A 15746-nucleotide genomic window follows, 5' to 3' on the forward strand; every position below is an offset into this window, starting at 1 on the left:
TCGTGCGCGAGAACCCTTCGCGCGGCGGTGCGTTGGCTTGCGACGCCCAACCTGAGCCGTGGAGACATCATGACCGCATTCCAAGGACTGAAAACCGTCGCCGTGCTGGGCGTCCTGGCCGGACTGGCCGCTTGCGGTCAGGCGGAGAAGACGGCCGACAAGGCTGACGCTCCGGCCGAGGCGACCCAGGCGGCGCCTGAAGCCGCGCCTGCAGCGAGCGGCGCGCCGACCATCGACCAGATGATGGGCGTGCAGGTGGCCTATCTGGAATCCAAGCTGGGTCCGGCCCGCACGATTCAGGACAAGGAACGCACCTATGAGATCGGCGGCTGCACGGTCCGCGTCCGCGCCGAGGGCGAGGAGGTCGTCGGCTACGCCGTGCCGATGACGCCGGCCTGCTCGACCCAGGCCCTGGCGGCGCTGAAGGACTATGATCTGCCGCAGAAGATCGACCTGACCATGGGCGAGTTCGCCGCCGCGCGCGGCAACGCCGATTTCAAGGCCGACTGCCTGATGCTTTGCGGCAATGCGGCCGACCCGTGGGTCTATCTAGAAAGCGCCGGCCCGCGCGTCTCGCCGGGCATTCGCGCCTCGGCCGTGATGGTCAGCGATGCCACGATCGACGCCTCCTTCCGCGTCCGCGACGCCATCAAGGCGGCCAAGGGGGAGGATTATGTGATCGACGCCGCCTTCAACTGCAGCGCGGACTTCGACCAGATGGCGGTGCGCGAGTTGAAGGCCGTCCGCATCGACGAGATCGAGGTCGGCTACGTCCCCTACGGCCGCTGCTGAGGGCGAGGGCGATGAAGCGCGGCGCGGTTCTGCGCATCGGTGCGGCGCTGGCGACGGCGACCGTCGTGCTGGCGGCGTGCTCGGCGATGATCCCGGTCAACATCAGCGGCGGGTTGGAGCGGCCGGTCGCGACCTTCGGCGCCGATCCCGCCAAGCCCGAGAAGGCCTGTCTGGGCGGCATCGCCGTGCATGAGCGGTCGAACGCCATGATGCGGCCGGTCTGGTCGATCGAGGCGCGCGGCCGCGACTGCCGGGGCCTGAGGCAGGTGGTCTATGGCGAGACGCCCGAGGGGTTCGAAACGACAGTAGAGGCGGCGGCGCTGAAACCGGGCGTGCGATACAGCGTCTTTGGCTACGGCATGACCGGCGGCCCGTTGAGCCGCGTGCCCTGGCGCGGCGGGGATGAGGTGGTGTTCGAGAATGGTCAGTGGCGTCCGGCAGGCGGGTCCGCTGCTGTCGGGCAGGAGCCGTAGGCCTCACTATACGGTCGATCGAAGCAGGCGATGAAGCCGTCGAGAACCTTGAGGTTGACCGGCCATTCCAGATCGAAGCCGTACTGGGCCTTGAAACGCGCGGCCGCCTGATCAAAATCGGGCGGCTTGGGCAGGGCGGCCAGCCGCTCTCTTGCGGCGATCAGGCCTACGCGGTCCTGGTGAAGGAAGGCGATGGTCCCAAGCGCATAATCGGAAAAGCCACTGCGAGACATGTCAGGATTCACCCCGGCCATCATCAGCCGCGTCGCCGCCTGCGTCTGGCCCAGCCCCGCACGGAGCTGGCCCTCATGCCAGTAGTTGGTGTGGAGTTCGCTCGGCGTCAGGTCGCTCCAACGCGCCTTGCGACAGTCGGCCAGCAGGTCAGCGGCGACGGCAGCGCATTCGGGCTTTTCAGCCAAGGGGCGCCAGCCGCCCTGAAGATCCTGGTCAAAGGCGGCGGGCGGCAACGCGAGAAGCGCCACCCGGTCGTGAGAGCAGGTCTCACTGACGGAAGAAGGCGTGGCCTGCGCGATAGCCAGCGACATAAGAACGATCAGCATTCTGAGCCCCCTGAATGTCTGGCCATGAGAACGACGTTCTGTGTCTGGAATGTGGCTGTATCGCAAGGGGCATTGGGCTGACAGGCGAAGCGCGCCATCAAGCGTGTGGCGTTCGTGTTGAAACTCAGTGGCTGGCGAGGGGAAGTGGAATTCACTGTGGATGAGGTCGTCGAGAACCTGGGGCTGCGGCCGCTGGTCGAGGGCGGCTGGGGGCGACCCATGGCGGGGGCGGACGCCGCCGCGCGCGGAGAGGCGGTCGGCGCCTATCGCCTGTTGACGCCCGAGGCGCCGGACGACTGGCGCGCCACCGAAGCCGAGGAGCTGTGGACCGCCTATATGGGCGCGGCGCTTCAGGTCGAACTGGCCACGGAGACGGGCGTGCGGCGCGAGACCCTGGCGGCCGGATCGGGTCAGTGGGTCACGGTTCCCGCGGGCGGCTGGCTGAGAACGCGCGCGCTCGGCGGATGGTGTCTGGCGGGGCGGATCGGACAGGCGCAAGGTGACGGCCTGTCCTGAGCGGGAGGCCGGGAATGAGCGAGCCGAAGACCAAGCCCACCGACGCCTCGGTCGAGAACTTTCTGGCGGCGGTCGAACCGACGCGACGGCGCGAGGAGGGGCGGACGCTGTGCGCCCTGATGCAGGCGGTGTCGGGCGAGGCGCCGGTGATGTGGGGGCCGTCCATCGTCGGCTTCGGCCGCTACGCCAACGTCACCGCGAACGGCAAGAGCGCCGACTGGCCGCGCATGGGCTTCTCGCCGCGCAAGGCGGCGCTGACCCTGTATCTCGCCTCGACGCCGCAGACGGAGGCGCTGCTGGCGCGGTTGGGTCCGCATACGACCAGCACGGCCTGCCTCTACATCAAGCGGCTGGATCAGGCGGACATGGACGTGCTGCGAGCGCTCTGCGTCGCCAGTTGGGACGAGATGAAACGCCGCTATCCCTGATTGGCTTGCCGAGGGCGGCGAACGGATTATAGCGGATTCATGCGCACCTTTCTGATCGCCGCCGCCGCCCTGCTGTCCGCCTGCGCCCTGGCGCCGCTGGCCGCCGCCGAAACGCCGGTCCAGCCGGTCGACCTGCTGCTGACCTCGGCCACGGTGGTCGATGTCGAGAAGGGGACGACGACGCCGGATCAGCTGGTCGCCGTGCGCGGCGGCGACATCGTGGCCGTAGGCCCCGAGGGCGAGGCGGGCCGCTATCGGGCCGTGCGGACGCTGGATCTGGGCGACCGCTACGTCATGCCGGGGCTGTGGGACATGCACGTCCACTTCGGCGGGGGCGAGACCCTGATCGAGGAGAACGCCGAGCTGATGCCGCTTTACGTGGTCAACGGCGTGGTGGCGGTGCGCGACGCGGCGGGCGATCTGGCGCAGCAGGTGCTGGACTGGCGCGCGTCGCCGCCGACCGCCGATGCGCCACGCATCTTCACCTCCGGCCCCAAGATCGAGGGCATCGCCCCCGTCTGGAAGGGCGTGATCGAGACCGGCAGCGAGGCCGACGTGGACGCGGCCCTGGACCGGCTTCAGGCCCTGCGCGTCGACTTCGTCAAGATCACCGACAACACCCTGACGCCCGAGCTTTTCCTCTACGCCGTGCGCGAGGCGAAGAAGCGGGGCATGAAGACCTCGGCCCACATTCCGGCCAGCATCACTGTGCTGACGGCGGCGGAGGCGGGCCTGTCGTCGATCGAACACCTCGACTACGCCATGAAGGCGGGTTCGCGCGATGAGGCCGCCATTTCGGCCGACTATCTGGCGGGCAAATACACCTACGCCCAGACCATGCGGCGTTATGCCGACACCTTCGACGTGGAGACGGCGCGCCGGGTCTATGCGCGGTTGGCGGAGCTGGGCACGGCGGTGTCGCCGACCCTCTACGGTTCGACCACCCTGGCCAATCTGGACAAAGACGACCATACGCACGACGACGGACTGGCCTATGTCGGGCCGGGCATCCGGGCGACCTATGACTGGCGCGTCCAGCGCGCGGCCCAGGCTACGCCGCAGCAGGTCGAGGACCGCCACTTCGTCAAGGACGTCACCGCGCGCACCCTGCCCATGCTGCGCGACGCGGGCGTGACGATCCTGACCGGGACTGACGCGGGCTTCCTCAACTCGTTCAACTATCCGGGCCTTTCGCTGCACGACGAGTTGGAGCTCTATGTGTCGCTGGGCCTGACGCCGCGCGAGGCCTTGGCGGGCTCGGTCGTGGACGGGCCGCGCTTCCTGAGCCAGGGCGAGCGTTACGGCGCGGTGGCGGCGGGCAAGTCGGCGGATCTGCTGGTGCTGGAGGCGAACCCGCTGGCCGACGTCAGCGCCACGCGCGACGCCGAGACCGTGGTGCTGCGTGGCCGACTGATCGACGCGGCCGAGTTGGAGCGGATGCGCGCCGAGATCCGCGCGCGGGTCGCGGCGCGCAACGCGGTCTTCAAGCCTTCGCCAGCGTCCTGACCTTGAAGGCGACCCAGATCAGCAGCAGGCCGAACAGCACGGCCCAGGTCGCGATCAACCACAGCAGGCCGATGGCCCCGGCGCCGGGCATGAAGACCAGGATCAGGCCGAAGATCACCGACAGGGCGCCGGCGGCGCCCAGCGTCCACTCATTGGCGATCTCGTTACGCAGGCGGACGGCGCCGATGATCTCGAGCACGCCGCGCAGGATCGACCAGAAGCCGATCAGATAGACCAGGACCAGGGCCGTCAGGCCCGGCCAGGCGAAGACGATGACGGCGGTCAGGATACTGACCGCGCCGCCCAGGGCCAGCCACCAGCGGGGGACCATGCCGCCGCCGCGGATCGCCGCGATCAAGGCCAGAATCCCGTCTGCCAGGGCGTAGATCCCATAGAGCATGATGAGGGTCAGCAGGCTGATTTGCGGCCAGACGAAGGTCAGCACGCCGAACGCCACGGCGGCGATCCCGCGCAACAACAGCAGCCACCACGACCGATGCAGGGCGGATCTGACGAAGCCTTCCAGCGAAGGCGCGGCGTTGGAAGAGGTCATGAGTTCAGCTCCCCTTGGGCGTGGCGGCATACGGCCACGCTGGGCCAACGCGGGCGCGTGGGGGAGGGTTCCTCAACCTGCTTTCCCGCTCAGGCCGCCGCGCGCCAGTCGGAGCGGGCGTTGAACGGCGGGGTGTGGAACTCGTCCCACAGGGCGTCTTCGTTGGTGTAGCGGCTGGTCGAGGCGCTGATGACGTCCACGACCTGTTCCTCCTGACGGTCCCAGATGACGGCCAGATCGCTCTCGGTTTCGCACGGCACGATCATGTAGCGGTCGGCGAAGGTCTTGCGGGCGGGCTTCTGGGCGGTGGGGGTGCGGGCGAAGGCCATGTCGTGATCTCCTGAAGCGATTGCCTCTTGCTGATGATGAGAGGATGCGACAGCATTACGCCAGTTTCGGACGTATCTCTGTGGAGAAGTTATTTGCGGCACGATAAGGCGGCCCTGGTCATCGATCTGGCGCGAGGCATGGCGGCCAGCGCCGAGGGGCTGACGCTGAACGAGATGGCGGCCCAGATGAACGTCGGGCGCCGCACGGCCGAGCGGATGCGCGACGCCGTGCTGATGCTGTTCCCGCAGGTCGAGGAGGTGTCGGACCCGCCGACCAAACGCTGGCGCATCCGGGGCGGGCTGTCGGCCTTCGAGCAGGCGCCGACGGCGACCGAGATGCTGGAGCTGACCAAGGCGGCGGCCGCCCTGCGCGCGGCGGGCGAACCGGCGCGGGCGACGGCGCTGGAAAGCCTTGAGCGCAAGGTGAAGGCGGCGATGCGCTCGACTACCCTGAACCGCATGGCGCCGGATCTGGAGGCCTTGGTCCGGGCCGAGACCATCGCCGTCCAGGCCGGGCCGCGCCCCAGCGCCGATGAGACGGTGCTGGCCGAGATTCGCGGGGCGGTGCTGGCCGAGCGGCCGCTGAACTTCATCTACGCCCGGCCCGGCGCCGAGGCGCGCACCCGCACCATGACGCCGTGCGGCCTGATGTTCGGGCGGGCCAACTATCTGGTGGCCGCCGACCGCGAGAGCGGGCGCATCCAGACCTTCCGTCTGGACCGGATGAGCGCGGTCGAGGCGGGCGAAGGCACGGCGCGTCCGCCCGAAGACTTCGACCTGGGCGCCTTCGCCAGCCAGTCCTTCGGCATCTATCAGGACGAGATCGAGGAGGTCGCCGTCCGTATCGCGCCCGAGGGGGCGGACGAGGCGCGCGGCTGGCGCTGGCACCCGACCCAGACGATCGAGGATCAGGCCGACGGCTCGGTCGTGGTGCGATTCCGCGCCTCGGGCATGCGTGAACTGGCCTGGCACCTGTTCACCTGGGGCGAGCGGGCGACCATCCTGGGGCCCGAGCGGCTGAAGGCTGTGATGGCCGAGGAGCTTGCTGCGGCGGGCCGCGCCCTCGAACAGGCGTAAAGCTGAGGAAACCGTAAGGTGACGGGCGGCGTTTGCGAGCCCTAAGCTGTGCCATTCCTCATGGGAGACTGCTTTTCGTGCGTCTGAAAGTCCTGTCCACGGCGGCCGTCGCGGCCGCCATCCTGCTGACCGCCTGCGCCGCCAGCCCTGCGCCTGGCCCCTGGAACGTTGAGGCGGCGCCGCAGGTGACGGTAACGCGCAAGGACGGGCGGTTGACCGTCGACTATGTCTTCAACCGCGACGCCGTGGTCTGGGCCTTCATGGACTCGGCGCTGATTTCGGAGGTGCGCGAGCCGTGGCGGCCGCGTCAGTGGACGGTCGAGACGCCCGGCGTGGTGATGGAGCGACGCGGCCACTACGACATCATCCGCAGCACGGATGGCGGCCCGGTGCCGCGCCACGTCCGTTTCAGCGTGACGCCTCAGGCGGTCGAGCTGGAGGCGGAATACAAGACCCTGGTCTTCTCGGACGGGGCCGTGGCCCTGCCGACGCGGCAGATGGACGTCTTCGCCCTGGGCTCGCCCGAGGCGGCGGAGGCGATGCCGGCGGACCTCAACGGCGTCAATCTGGACGGCGGGGCGTCGCGCGTGACCTGGCGCGACCTGGACGGGCCGGTGCTGTTCAACGGCGTGCGCCACGCGGAACTGACGACGACGGGCGAGCGGTCCTATGTCCTGCTGGGACAGGCGCGGGTGACGCCGGGCGAGGGGCTGACCACGGTCATGGACCCCAATCTGCCGCCCTGGATCGGCGAGAAGATCCGCGACTTCGCCCCGCGCGTGGGCCAGTTCTACCTGCAACGCCTGGGGCGGCCCGGCTCGGGCGGCGACAAGCCGGTGGTCATGGTGTCGTGGAACGGCCCGACCGAGCGGATGACCAGCATGGGCGGCAGCGTTCTGCCCGGTCTGATCGTCATGTCGTTCGAGGGGACCGGCGTGACCCGGCCGACGGCGGAGATGGAGCGGGTATCCCGCTGGTTCATCGGCCATGAGAGCGCCCACTTCTGGCTGGGCCAGACCGTACGCTACGAGTTCGCGCGCGACGCCTGGATCACCGAGGGCGGGGCCGATCTGATGGCGGTGCGGGCGCTGAAGGCGCTGGACCCGGCCTATGACGACCGCAAGGCCCTGCAGGAAGAGGTCGACGACTGCGTGACCCTGAGCCAGGGGCGCGGCGTGGCCGAGGCGGGCGAACGCGGCGAGCACCGCGCCTATTACGCCTGCGGCGCCGTCTTCGCCATGACGGCCGAGGGGGCGCAGAAGCGGCGCGACGGCGGCGACTGGTTCGGCTTCCTGCGGCCTCTGCTGGACGCCAACCGCCGGGACGGGGTGTTGAGCCGCGCCGAATGGCTGAACGCCCTGACGCGCGTGTCGGGCGATCCGACGCTGGCGGCCGACATCGGGCGGATGCTGGACCAGGGCGCGGCCGATCCCGCCGCCGAGATCGCCGGCCTGTTCCGCCGCGCGGGCGTGCCGCACCGGGTCGAGGGCGGTCGCGTCATTCTGATGAACTGATCCGGCGAATTGATCCTGCTCAAGGCGCGGAACGGCGTTTGGCGCGTTGATGGGGCGTGTCCTGAAACAGGAGGCCGCCATGCCCTGGACCAGTCTGATCGTCTATGTCGACGATGAAGCCGACAACCCCGCCCGCCTGACCGAAGCCTGCGCCTTGGCAAGCGCGCATGGGGCGCGGCTGATCGGGGTGTCGGGCTGCGCGCCCGAGACGCCGGTGGCCGACGCCTATGGGGCGGGCATATTGCTGGGCGAGGTGATGGCGGCCCAGCAGGCGCGCAACGAAACCACGCTGAAGTCCGCCGAGCAGCGGTTCCGCGGCGCGATCGAGGCGGCGGGCGTCGAGGGCGAGTGGCGCGGCGACGTCGGCGATCCGACGGGCCTGACGCTGCGCTGCCTGCGGGCGGCGGATGCTGTCCTGGTCGGGCGCGACGCGGGCGGGGCCAGCGCCTGGCGCGCGCCGCACCCGGCGGATCTGGCCATGCGCTCGGGGCGGCCGGTGGTGGTTCTGCCGCCCAGCCCGATCCGTTCGATGGTGGATGCGCCGGTGCTGCTGGCCTGGACCGACACGCGCGAGAGCCGTTTGGCGGCTCAGGCGGCTCTGCCCCTGTTGAAACGCGCCGACGGGGTGCGGGTGGTCGAGTTGTGCGACCCGGACGATACCGACGGCGCCCGCTTGCGGACACAGGATGTCGCGCGCTGGCTGGCGGGGCACGGCGTCGCCGCCGAGCCGGACGCTCGCGCTCACGACGACCGCACGCACGGCCGTCGCCTGATCGACTGCGCCGAGGAGATGGGGGCGGGGCTCATGGTCTCCGGCGCCTGGGGGCATGCGCGGATGCGGCAGTGGATCTTCGGCGGGGTGACGCAGACCCTGCTGAACGAAGCGCCCGTGGCGCTGATGCTGGCGCACTGACTTTCCTTCTCCCTTTGTGTGAGAAGGGGAAATTAGGCGAACGGATAGGGGCTGACGGATTTCGACCAGTCGTCCACCGTCAGGGCGCGGCCGACCGGCGGGGCGGCGCGTTCGGCGCAGGGGTGGCGTTCGCACAACCGGCAGGCGGGGCCGATGGGCGTGACCTCGGGCTTCTGAAGGTCCAGGCCGCGCGCATAGATCAGGCGGTGGGCGTGCTTTAGTTCGCAGCCCAGGCCGATGGCGAGGTCATGCCCCTCGGTGAAGGCGTCCTGGCCCTGACGGTCCACGGTGCGGGCCAGGGTGAACCAACGCGATCCGTCCGGCGTCTCGATGATCTGGGTGATGATGCGGCCCGGCGTGCGGAAGGCCGAGTGCAGCCGCCAGCGCGGGCAGGCCCCGCCGAAACGCGAGAAGGGGAAGGCGCCCGAGGCGTAACGCTTGGACACGTTACCCGCCTGATCCACCCGCATTAGGAAGAAGGGCACGCCGCGCGCCGTCGGCCGCGACAGGGTGGTCAGCCGGTGGGCGATCTGCTCGAAACCGACGCCGAACCGGGCCTGGAGCCGGGCCAAGTCGTAGCCGGCTTCCTCGGCGGTGCGCTGGAAGGCGGCGTAGGGCATCAGCACGGCGGCGGCCAGGGTGTTGGTCAGCGAGGTCTTCAGCAGGTTGCGCGTCGGTGCGTCGGGAGCGTTCGCCGCCTCGGTCAGGGCCTGAAGCTCAGGCCCGTGCTCCATCAGGGCCAGCTGATTGGCGACGGCGAAGGCGCGCGACGACGGGCCTAGCGCATCGGACAGCAGCAGCCGCCCCCGGTGCGGGTCGAAACGGCGGGTCCACTCGACCATGACCTCGGCGGGCAGGGTGCGGACGGTCAGGCCGTGACGGGCGAACAGGCGCGCGCGGGCCAGGGCCTCGAAGCCTTCGTCGGGGGCGGGGGCTTCGGCGCGCAGGGCGTCGTGCAGGGCTTCGCCCAGCGCATCAAGGTCGGGGAAGTGGTTGTGGCGGGACTGGACGTATTCGCGCACCCATTCGGACGGACTGTCGGTCGGCGCGGCGCCGCCGCCCGCCTCGATCTCGGCCCGGTCGCGCACGCGGCGGTCGGTGAAGGCGCGATAGAGGCGCAGCACGGCGTCGGCGGCGGCGGGCTGATCCTCGGCCAGCTGCATGATCTCGTGGCGCGGCACGGCCAGACCCTGAAACAGGGGATCGGCGAAGACCTCTGACAGTTCGGCCTCCGACGCCGGGCCGCCGGACTGGCCGAGATTGCGCAGGTCGACGTCATAGGTCTCGGCCAGACGCAGCAGCAGTTGGGCCGAGACGGGGCGCTGGTTGCGCTCGATATGGTTCAGATAGGAGGGCGAAACGCCCAGATCCGCCGCCATCGCCGTCTGCGACAGGTCAAGGTCGCGCCGCAGCCGCTTGAGGCGGCCGCCCAGGAACAGCTTGCGATCGGCGGCGGCGTTCATGGCGCGATCATGTCACATCATGACTTCATGGCAAGTGTCATGATGTGACTGTTTGACTTAAATGATGGCTCTTCGAGTGTGTCAATCATGACGCTTGCGTGTTCAGGTCTCTGAGACAGCGGTTTCGGCCGCGCCTTATCGAGACCGAGACGAACATGACGACCTTCGCCGATCTGGTTCCTTCGCCCGCCGGCCGTTTCGACGGCATCGAGCGCCCTTATTCGCCTGAAGACATCCTGCGTCTGCGTGGCTCGGTGCCGATCACCCATACGCTGGCCGAGCGCGGCGCCAACCGTCTGTGGGAGCTGCTGCACAGCGAGCCCTACATCAACGCCCTGGGCGCCGTGACCGGCAATCAGGCGATGCAGATGGTCCGCGCGGGCCTGAAGGCCGTCTATCTGTCGGGCTGGCAGGTCGCGGCCGACGCCAATACGGCCAGCGCCATGTACCCGGACCAGTCGCTGTATCCGGCCAACGCCGCGCCGGAACTGTGCCGCCGCATCAACCGCACCCTGCAGCGCGCCGACCAGATCGAGCACGCGGAAGGCGGGGCGAAACGGGATTGGTTCGCCCCCATCGTCGCCGACGCCGAGGCCGGCTTCGGCGGACCGCTGAACAGCTTCGAGATCATGAAGGCCTTCATCGAGGCGGGCGCCGCGGGCGTCCACTTCGAGGACCAGCTGGCGTCCGAGAAGAAGTGCGGCCACCTGGGCGGCAAGGTTCTGATCCCGACCCAGGCGCATGAGCGCAACCTGATCGCGGCGCGTCTTGCGGCCGACGTCTGCGGCACGCCGACCCTGACGGTGGCGCGCACGGACGCCGAGTCGGCGCAACTGATCACCTCGGACATCGACGAGCGGGACCACCCCTTCATCGACCGCGAGAACCGCACGCCGGAGGGCTTCTATCGCCTGAAGCCGGGCACGGGTCTGGACCACTGCATCGCGCGCGGCCTGTCTTACGCCAAATACGCCGACCTGCTGTGGTGGGAGACCTCGCACCCCGATCTGGACGATGCGAAGAAGTTCGCCGAGGCGGTCCAGAAAGAGCATCCGGGCAAGCTGATGGCCTACAACTGCTCGCCCTCGTTCAACTGGGAAGCCAAGCTGGACAAGGCCACCATCGCCAAGTTTCAGCGCGAGCTGGGGGCCATGGGCTACAAGTTCCAGTTCGTCACCCTGGCGGGCTTCCACAGCCTGAACAACGGCATGTTCGAGCTGGCCAGCGGCTATCGCGATCGCGGCATGGCGGCCTATTCCGAGCTGCAGCAGCGCGAGTTCGCCAACGAAGCGACCGGCTACACCGCCACGCGCCACCAGCGCGAGGTCGGCACCGGCTATTTCGACGACGTCGCCACGGTCATCTCTTCAGGCCAGTCCTCGACCACAGCCCTGAAGGACTCGACCGAAACCGCCCAGTTCCACGCCGCCTGAGTTCCACGCCTCACAGGAAAGGAAAAGACATGGAGCCCATGACCCGTCCGCAAGCCATCATCGACTTTTGCCTGGCGCCGCTGGCGCTGGACGGATCGACCGAGGCCGAGCGCGAGGTGCGCCGCCGTCTGGAGCACGTGCTCAAGACCTTCGAGGCCAAGGCGGTCCGTCCGCTGAGCGTGGATTTCTCGACCATGCCCAGCCAGGTCATCAACGAGGCGGCGCACGGCTACGAGTGAGCCGCGTCGGCATTGAAAGAAGGAGACCTCAGGCCGCGAATTCCGCGGCCTGAGGCGTCTGTGCCGTCAGGTCCGAGACCATGGCCAGCAGGTCTTCGACGCTGAAGGGCTTGGCCATATGGCGGTCGGCGCCGGCGGCCAGGGCCTCGTCCAGATGTTGGGCCAGGGCGTTGGCGGTCAGCATGACCACGGGAACGTGCGGCAGGCCCATGACTGCCTCGTGCAGGCGGATTTCCCGCACGGCGGACAGGCCGTCCATGACCGGCATCTGCATGTCCATCAGCACCAGGTCGAAGGCCTGGGCGCGATAGGCCTCCACCGCCTGGGCGCCGTTCTCGACCGAGACGAGATCGAAAGCGGCGCTGTCCAGGATCAGCTCGACGACGCGGCGATTGGTCGGATGATCGTCGGCGGCCAGGATGCGCAGGCGGCGCGGCGCGGCTTCTGCGGCCGACGCGACGGCGTCCTTCAGGGCGGGACGCAGCGGTACGGGCGGCGCCTGGGCCGGCTTGAGCGGCAGGCTGAGAATGAAGGCGGCGCCTGCGCCCGGCTCGCTCTCGCAACCCAGGTCGCCGCCCATCATGGCCGCCAGCTCGCGGCAGATCGCCAGGCCCAGGCCAGAGCCGCCGTAGTGGCGGGTAATGTCGCCGTCGGCCTGTTCAAAGCGGTTGAACAGGCGCGCTTGCGTCTGGGCGTCGAAGCCGATGCCGGTGTCCTGAACCATGAAGCGCAGGGTCTGGGGCGCCTCGGCCGGGACGGCGTCGACGGTCAGGCTGACGAAGCCCGAGGCGGTGAACTTGACGGCGTTGGAGACGAGGTTGGTCAGCACCTGCTTCAGGCGTACCGGATCGCCATAGGTCCACACCTGGGCCCCGGGCGCGACCTCGACAATGAACTGCAGCCCCTTGTCCCTGGCGGCGGCGGCGTAGAGGAGGGCGGCTTCCTCCACCGTGCGGGCCAGGTCGAGCGGTTCCTCCTTCAGCTCCAGGCGACCGGATTCGACGCGGGCCAGGTCCAGGATGTCGCTGAGCAGGGTCTGGAGGGTGCGGCTGGAGGACTGGATCAGCTCGAGCATTTCCTGCTGGTGCTGCGACAGTTCGGTGCGCGTCAGCGCCTGGGCCACGCCGATCACGCCGTTCAAGGGAGTGCGGATTTCATGGCTCATATTGGCCAGGAAGCGGCTCTTGGCGCGATTGGCGGCGTCGGCGGCGTCGGCGGCGTCGCGCGCCTCGGCCAGGGCGTCGGCGTTGCGCTTCAGGTCGCTGATGTCCGAGCAGACGGTGACGGCGCCGCCGCCGACGGTGGGGCGGTCCTGGACGCGCAACCAGCGGCCGGCGACTTGCATTTCGCGCGGGGCGAGGAGCGTTCGGCGGCTGGTCAAGCGCTCCGAGATCCAGGCCTCTTCGCGACCGATGGCGTCGGCGTAGACGCCGGCCCTGATGCCGACTTCTAGCACTTTGCGGAAGGAGACGCCGGGCCGCAGTACGGGGGCCAGATGCGGGTGAAACTCGCTGTAGCGCTGATTCCACATGACGAGGCGATCATCGGCGTCATAGACGCCGACGCCGTCCGGCATGGCTTGGACGGCTTCCAGAAGCTGCCCCAGGACGCTGCGTCGCGACCACCAGATCATGCCGGTGAAGAAGGCGGCCACGCTGAGGGTCAGAGCCACGCCGAGCGCGATCCACAAGGTGACGACGGCGGCGCTCGCCCCTTGGCTGAGAAGCACGCCCGGCGCGGGGGTCAGGCTTACCGCCGTCATGGCGATGAAGTGCAGCCAGGCGACGCCGCCGGAAGACAGGACCGTGGCGGCGGCCAGACCGCGCCATTTGTTCATCGCAGGCAGCCAGGCGACCGCGCTGAAAAGGACAAGCGCGCCCGCCACGGCCAGAACGACCCGCGGCGCGTTCCAGGTCAGGACCGCCCCGGACAGGTGCATCGCATCCATGCCGACGAAGTGCATGGCCGCGACTCCGGCCGTGATGACGGCGCCGGCGGACAGGGTGGAGCGGCGCCGCCAGCCGGCCTCGGTCGCGCCGACCAGATGCAACTGCATGGCGACCCAGAAGGCGGCCGTGACGATCACCAGCGACAGGAAGGTTTGTAAAGGATCGTAGCGGATATCCACCCCGACGTCGTAGGCCAGCATGGCGATGAAGTGGGTCGTCCACACGCCCAGTCCGGCGACCAGCGGCGCCGACAGGGTGTAGGGACGACGCGCGCGGGGCGACAGGCGACGGGCGCGTTCGGACAGAAGCAGGGCGATGCCGATGCTGAAGACGCAAGCCAGGATGGCCAGGGAGGCGATTCGCCAGTCGTGGCGTTCAACCAGACAGCCCAAGACGCCGCCCATCATGATGCTCCCTCAGCCCCTAGCCGTTCCGCCGTAAATCCGTGAAGAAACCAAGCTACACATCCCGTGCGTCGATCCGGCCGACTCAGCGGGCTGCCGACGAACCATAGGTCGTGCTGCTGAATAATGAGATAACGTCGGTCTAGATGCCTTACGATCACTCTCCGTCACCTGTCGCGCCTACGGCGTCGTCCCGGTTGTGGACCGCCGGCGCCAGCGGAGGCGTCGCTATCCTGGTGATGGCGGTCCTGGCGGTGATGAAGCCTGAGCTGGCGGGCTGGCTGGCGGCGGGGGCCGTCGCGGTCGCGCTGGCGACCTGGCTGGTGAACCGCAATCCGCCGGCGGCCGCCGATGAGATGGAATTCGAGCCCGGCGCCGTCGACCTGGGGCCTGATGCGGCCCTGCTGGGCGATGTGTTCGAGGCGCTGGACGATCCCTTGCTGATCATCAGCGGCGGCGAGGCCGACGACATCGCCGGACGCCGCATCGCCCTGGCCAATGCGGCGGCGCGCGAGCTGTTCAAGCTGAACGGGACGGGTGGGGGGCTGCTGGTCTCGGTGCTGCGCGAGCCGCGCGTGCTGGAGGCGGTGGACGAGGCTCTGTTCGAAGGCGTCGGCGCCGAGGTCGATTATGTCGGCGGCGGCGTTCAGGAGCGGCACTGGCGAGCCTTCGTGCGTCCTCTGCCGACGCGCGAGGCTTCGGCCTGGGGCGGCGGGGCGCTGACGTTGCTGGCGCTCCGCGACGAGACGGACGTGCGCCGCATGGAGAAGATGCGCGTCGATTTCCTGGCCAACGCCAGCCACGAACTGCGCACGCCGCTGGCCTCGCTGTCGGGGTTCATCGAGACGCTGAAGGGCCACGCCAAGGACGACCCCAAGGCGCGCGACAAATTTCTCGACATCATGGCGGTGCAGGCCGACCGGATGCGGCGGCTGGTCGCCGATCTGCTGTCGCTGAGCCGGATCGAGCTGAACGAACACATCGCGCCCCTGGGCCGGGTCAACCTGGCGCGGGCGACGGCCGATGTGGTCGATGCGGTCAGCGTCATCTCCAGCGAGCGGCAGGTGACGATCCATGCGGAGCTGCCGCACGGCGGCGCGGCCGTGACCGGCGACCGGGACGAGATCGCCCAGGTGGTGCAGAACCTGATCGACAACGCTCTGAAATATTCCAGCGCAGGCGGGACCATAGAGGTCGGCATCGAGATCGACCGCACCCTGGACGAGGCCATGGCGGCGCGGATGGCCGAGGGCAACCGTCTGTCGCTGGCGACCCCCGATCGCGAGACGGGTCAGCGCTACGCCGTCGTCACCGTGCGCGACCACGGGCCGGGCATGGCGCGCGAGCACCTGCCGCGCCTGACGGAGCGATTCTATCGCGTCGAGGGCCAGAAGAGCGGCGATCGACAGGGCACGGGCCTGGGCCTGGCCATCGTGCGGCACATCATCATTCGCCACCGGGGCGGCCTGTCCGTGGACAGCGCGCCCGGGCATGGGGCGATCTTCGCGGCCTGTTTCCCCCTGGCTCCGCCATCCGAGGCGTGAAGTCCGGGTTCGGACCGATCGTCATGGACCTGCGACATTGCGGCTGGGCGTCG

General features: G+C 69.2%; 16 protein-coding genes. 11 read left to right on the plus strand and 5 right to left on the minus strand.

Annotation, left to right across the window (positions count from 1 at the left end; translation table 11 throughout):
* Positions 1-69 precede the first annotated feature (69 nt).
* Positions 70-792 carry a hypothetical protein gene (locus EGK63_RS03905; protein WP_243637557.1) on the plus strand — a complete coding sequence of 241 codons (723 nt, stop codon included), beginning with the start codon at positions 70-72 and terminating at the stop codon, positions 790-792.
* A gap of 11 nt (positions 793-803) precedes the next feature.
* The gene (locus EGK63_RS03910; protein WP_125900017.1) at positions 804-1265 is read left to right on the plus strand and encodes a hypothetical protein; all 462 of its coding nucleotides are present in this window, start codon (positions 804-806) and stop codon (positions 1263-1265) included.
* Here the strand turns inward: EGK63_RS03910 and EGK63_RS03915 are convergent.
* On the minus strand, positions 1217-1825 hold the full coding sequence (locus EGK63_RS03915) for a hypothetical protein (RefSeq protein WP_125900018.1): 609 nt from the start codon (positions 1823-1825) through the stop codon (positions 1217-1219). The genes EGK63_RS03910 and EGK63_RS03915 overlap by 49 nt on opposite strands.
* 144 nt (positions 1826-1969) lie before the next feature.
* Between EGK63_RS03915 and EGK63_RS03920 the strand changes: the two genes are divergently transcribed.
* From EGK63_RS03920 to EGK63_RS03930, 3 genes are read left to right on the plus strand one after another with little or no spacing between them, the layout of a single operon-like run.
* Entirely contained in the window at positions 1970-2341 is a 372-nt protein-coding gene (locus EGK63_RS03920) for a cupin domain-containing protein (RefSeq protein ID WP_165906524.1), read from the plus strand.
* A 14-nt stretch (positions 2342-2355) separates the two neighbouring features.
* The gene (locus EGK63_RS03925; protein ID WP_125900020.1) at positions 2356-2769 is read left to right on the plus strand and encodes a DUF1801 domain-containing protein; all 414 of its coding nucleotides are present in this window, start codon (positions 2356-2358) and stop codon (positions 2767-2769) included.
* 39 nt (positions 2770-2808) lie between these two features.
* A complete protein-coding gene (locus EGK63_RS03930) occupies positions 2809-4275 on the plus strand; it encodes an amidohydrolase family protein (RefSeq protein WP_125900021.1) in 1467 nt (488 codons plus the stop codon).
* Here EGK63_RS03930 and EGK63_RS03935 read toward each other — a convergent pair.
* Both EGK63_RS03935 and EGK63_RS03940 read right to left on the minus strand, forming a co-directional pair.
* A complete protein-coding gene (locus EGK63_RS03935; protein WP_125900022.1) occupies positions 4253-4828 on the minus strand; it encodes an HdeD family acid-resistance protein in 576 nt (191 codons plus the stop codon). The two genes, EGK63_RS03930 and EGK63_RS03935, sit on opposite strands and share 23 nt — an antisense overlap.
* Before the next feature lie 89 nt (positions 4829-4917).
* Entirely contained in the window at positions 4918-5157 is a 240-nt protein-coding gene (locus EGK63_RS03940) for a hypothetical protein (RefSeq protein ID WP_125900023.1), read from the minus strand.
* Positions 5158-5250: 93 nt separating this feature from the next.
* On the opposite strand from EGK63_RS03940, the gene EGK63_RS03945 reads away from it, so the two are divergent.
* The 3 genes from EGK63_RS03945 to EGK63_RS03955 all read left to right on the plus strand — a co-directional run bounded on the left by EGK63_RS03945 (position 5251) and on the right by EGK63_RS03955 (position 8661).
* Positions 5251-6234: a YafY family protein gene (locus EGK63_RS03945; RefSeq protein ID WP_207896333.1), complete on the plus strand. Its 984-nt coding sequence runs from the start codon at positions 5251-5253 to the stop codon at positions 6232-6234.
* A gap of 77 nt (positions 6235-6311) precedes the next feature.
* The gene (locus tag EGK63_RS03950; RefSeq protein ID WP_125900024.1) at positions 6312-7748 is read left to right on the plus strand and encodes a hypothetical protein; all 1437 of its coding nucleotides are present in this window, start codon (positions 6312-6314) and stop codon (positions 7746-7748) included.
* A gap of 79 nt (positions 7749-7827) precedes the next feature.
* Entirely contained in the window at positions 7828-8661 is an 834-nt protein-coding gene (locus tag EGK63_RS03955; RefSeq protein WP_125900025.1) for a universal stress protein, read from the plus strand.
* Positions 8662-8693: 32 nt separating this feature from the next.
* Here EGK63_RS03955 and EGK63_RS03960 read toward each other — a convergent pair whose 3' ends face one another.
* Complete coding sequence (locus EGK63_RS03960) at positions 8694-10124, minus strand: short-chain fatty acyl-CoA regulator family protein (RefSeq protein WP_125900026.1); 1431 nt, start codon at positions 10122-10124, stop codon at positions 8694-8696.
* 155 nt (positions 10125-10279) lie between these two features.
* On the opposite strand from EGK63_RS03960, the gene aceA reads away from it, so the two are divergent.
* Together aceA and EGK63_RS03970 are read left to right on the plus strand one after the other, a co-directional pair.
* Positions 10280-11557, plus strand: a complete 1278-nt coding sequence (aceA, locus tag EGK63_RS03965) for an isocitrate lyase (RefSeq protein WP_125900027.1) — start codon at positions 10280-10282, stop codon at positions 11555-11557.
* 29 nt (positions 11558-11586) lie between these two features.
* Positions 11587-11796 carry a hypothetical protein gene (locus tag EGK63_RS03970; RefSeq protein ID WP_003165718.1) on the plus strand — a complete coding sequence of 70 codons (210 nt, stop codon included), beginning with the start codon at positions 11587-11589 and terminating at the stop codon, positions 11794-11796.
* A 28-nt stretch (positions 11797-11824) separates the two neighbouring features.
* On the opposite strand, the gene EGK63_RS03975 is transcribed toward EGK63_RS03970, so the two are convergent.
* Positions 11825-14152 (minus strand): ATP-binding protein, encoded by a 2328-nt coding sequence (locus EGK63_RS03975; protein ID WP_125900028.1) that lies wholly within the window; start codon positions 14150-14152, stop codon positions 11825-11827.
* A 143-nt stretch (positions 14153-14295) separates the two neighbouring features.
* Here EGK63_RS03975 and EGK63_RS03980 point away from each other — a divergent pair, with 143 nt between their 5' ends.
* Complete coding sequence (locus tag EGK63_RS03980; RefSeq protein ID WP_165906525.1) at positions 14296-15693, plus strand: cell wall metabolism sensor histidine kinase WalK; 1398 nt, start codon at positions 14296-14298, stop codon at positions 15691-15693.
* Positions 15694-15746: the final 53 nt, after the last annotated feature.

The sequence above is a fragment of the Brevundimonas sp. 357 genome (genome assembly GCF_003938605.1).
Classification (GTDB): domain Bacteria; phylum Pseudomonadota; class Alphaproteobacteria; order Caulobacterales; family Caulobacteraceae; genus Brevundimonas.

Bases quoted from the DNA above. Each gene is read 5' to 3' on its own strand.
- EGK63_RS03905 (WP_243637557.1), top strand. From the start codon at position 70: ATGACCGCATTCCAAGGACTGAAAACCGTCGCCGTGCTGGGCGTCCTG.
- EGK63_RS03910 (WP_125900017.1), top strand. From the start codon at position 804: ATGAAGCGCGGCGCGGTTCTGCGCATCGGTGCGGCGCTGGCGACGGCG.
- EGK63_RS03915 (WP_125900018.1), bottom strand. From the start codon at position 1,825: ATGCTGATCGTTCTTATGTCGCTGGCTATCGCGCAGGCCACGCCTTCT.
- EGK63_RS03925 (WP_125900020.1), top strand. From the start codon at position 2,356: ATGAGCGAGCCGAAGACCAAGCCCACCGACGCCTCGGTCGAGAACTTT.
- EGK63_RS03930 (WP_125900021.1), top strand. From the start codon at position 2,809: ATGCGCACCTTTCTGATCGCCGCCGCCGCCCTGCTGTCCGCCTGCGCC.
- EGK63_RS03935 (WP_125900022.1), bottom strand. From the start codon at position 4,828: ATGACCTCTTCCAACGCCGCGCCTTCGCTGGAAGGCTTCGTCAGATCC.
- EGK63_RS03940 (WP_125900023.1), bottom strand. From the start codon at position 5,157: ATGGCCTTCGCCCGCACCCCCACCGCCCAGAAGCCCGCCCGCAAGACC.
- EGK63_RS03955 (WP_125900025.1), top strand. From the start codon at position 7,828: ATGCCCTGGACCAGTCTGATCGTCTATGTCGACGATGAAGCCGACAAC.
- EGK63_RS03960 (WP_125900026.1), bottom strand. From the start codon at position 10,124: ATGAACGCCGCCGCCGATCGCAAGCTGTTCCTGGGCGGCCGCCTCAAG.
- aceA (WP_125900027.1), top strand. From the start codon at position 10,280: ATGACGACCTTCGCCGATCTGGTTCCTTCGCCCGCCGGCCGTTTCGAC.
- EGK63_RS03970 (WP_003165718.1), top strand. From the start codon at position 11,587: ATGGAGCCCATGACCCGTCCGCAAGCCATCATCGACTTTTGCCTGGCG.
- EGK63_RS03975 (WP_125900028.1), bottom strand. From the start codon at position 14,152: ATGATGGGCGGCGTCTTGGGCTGTCTGGTTGAACGCCACGACTGGCGA.
- EGK63_RS03980 (WP_165906525.1), top strand. From the start codon at position 14,296: ATGCCTTACGATCACTCTCCGTCACCTGTCGCGCCTACGGCGTCGTCC.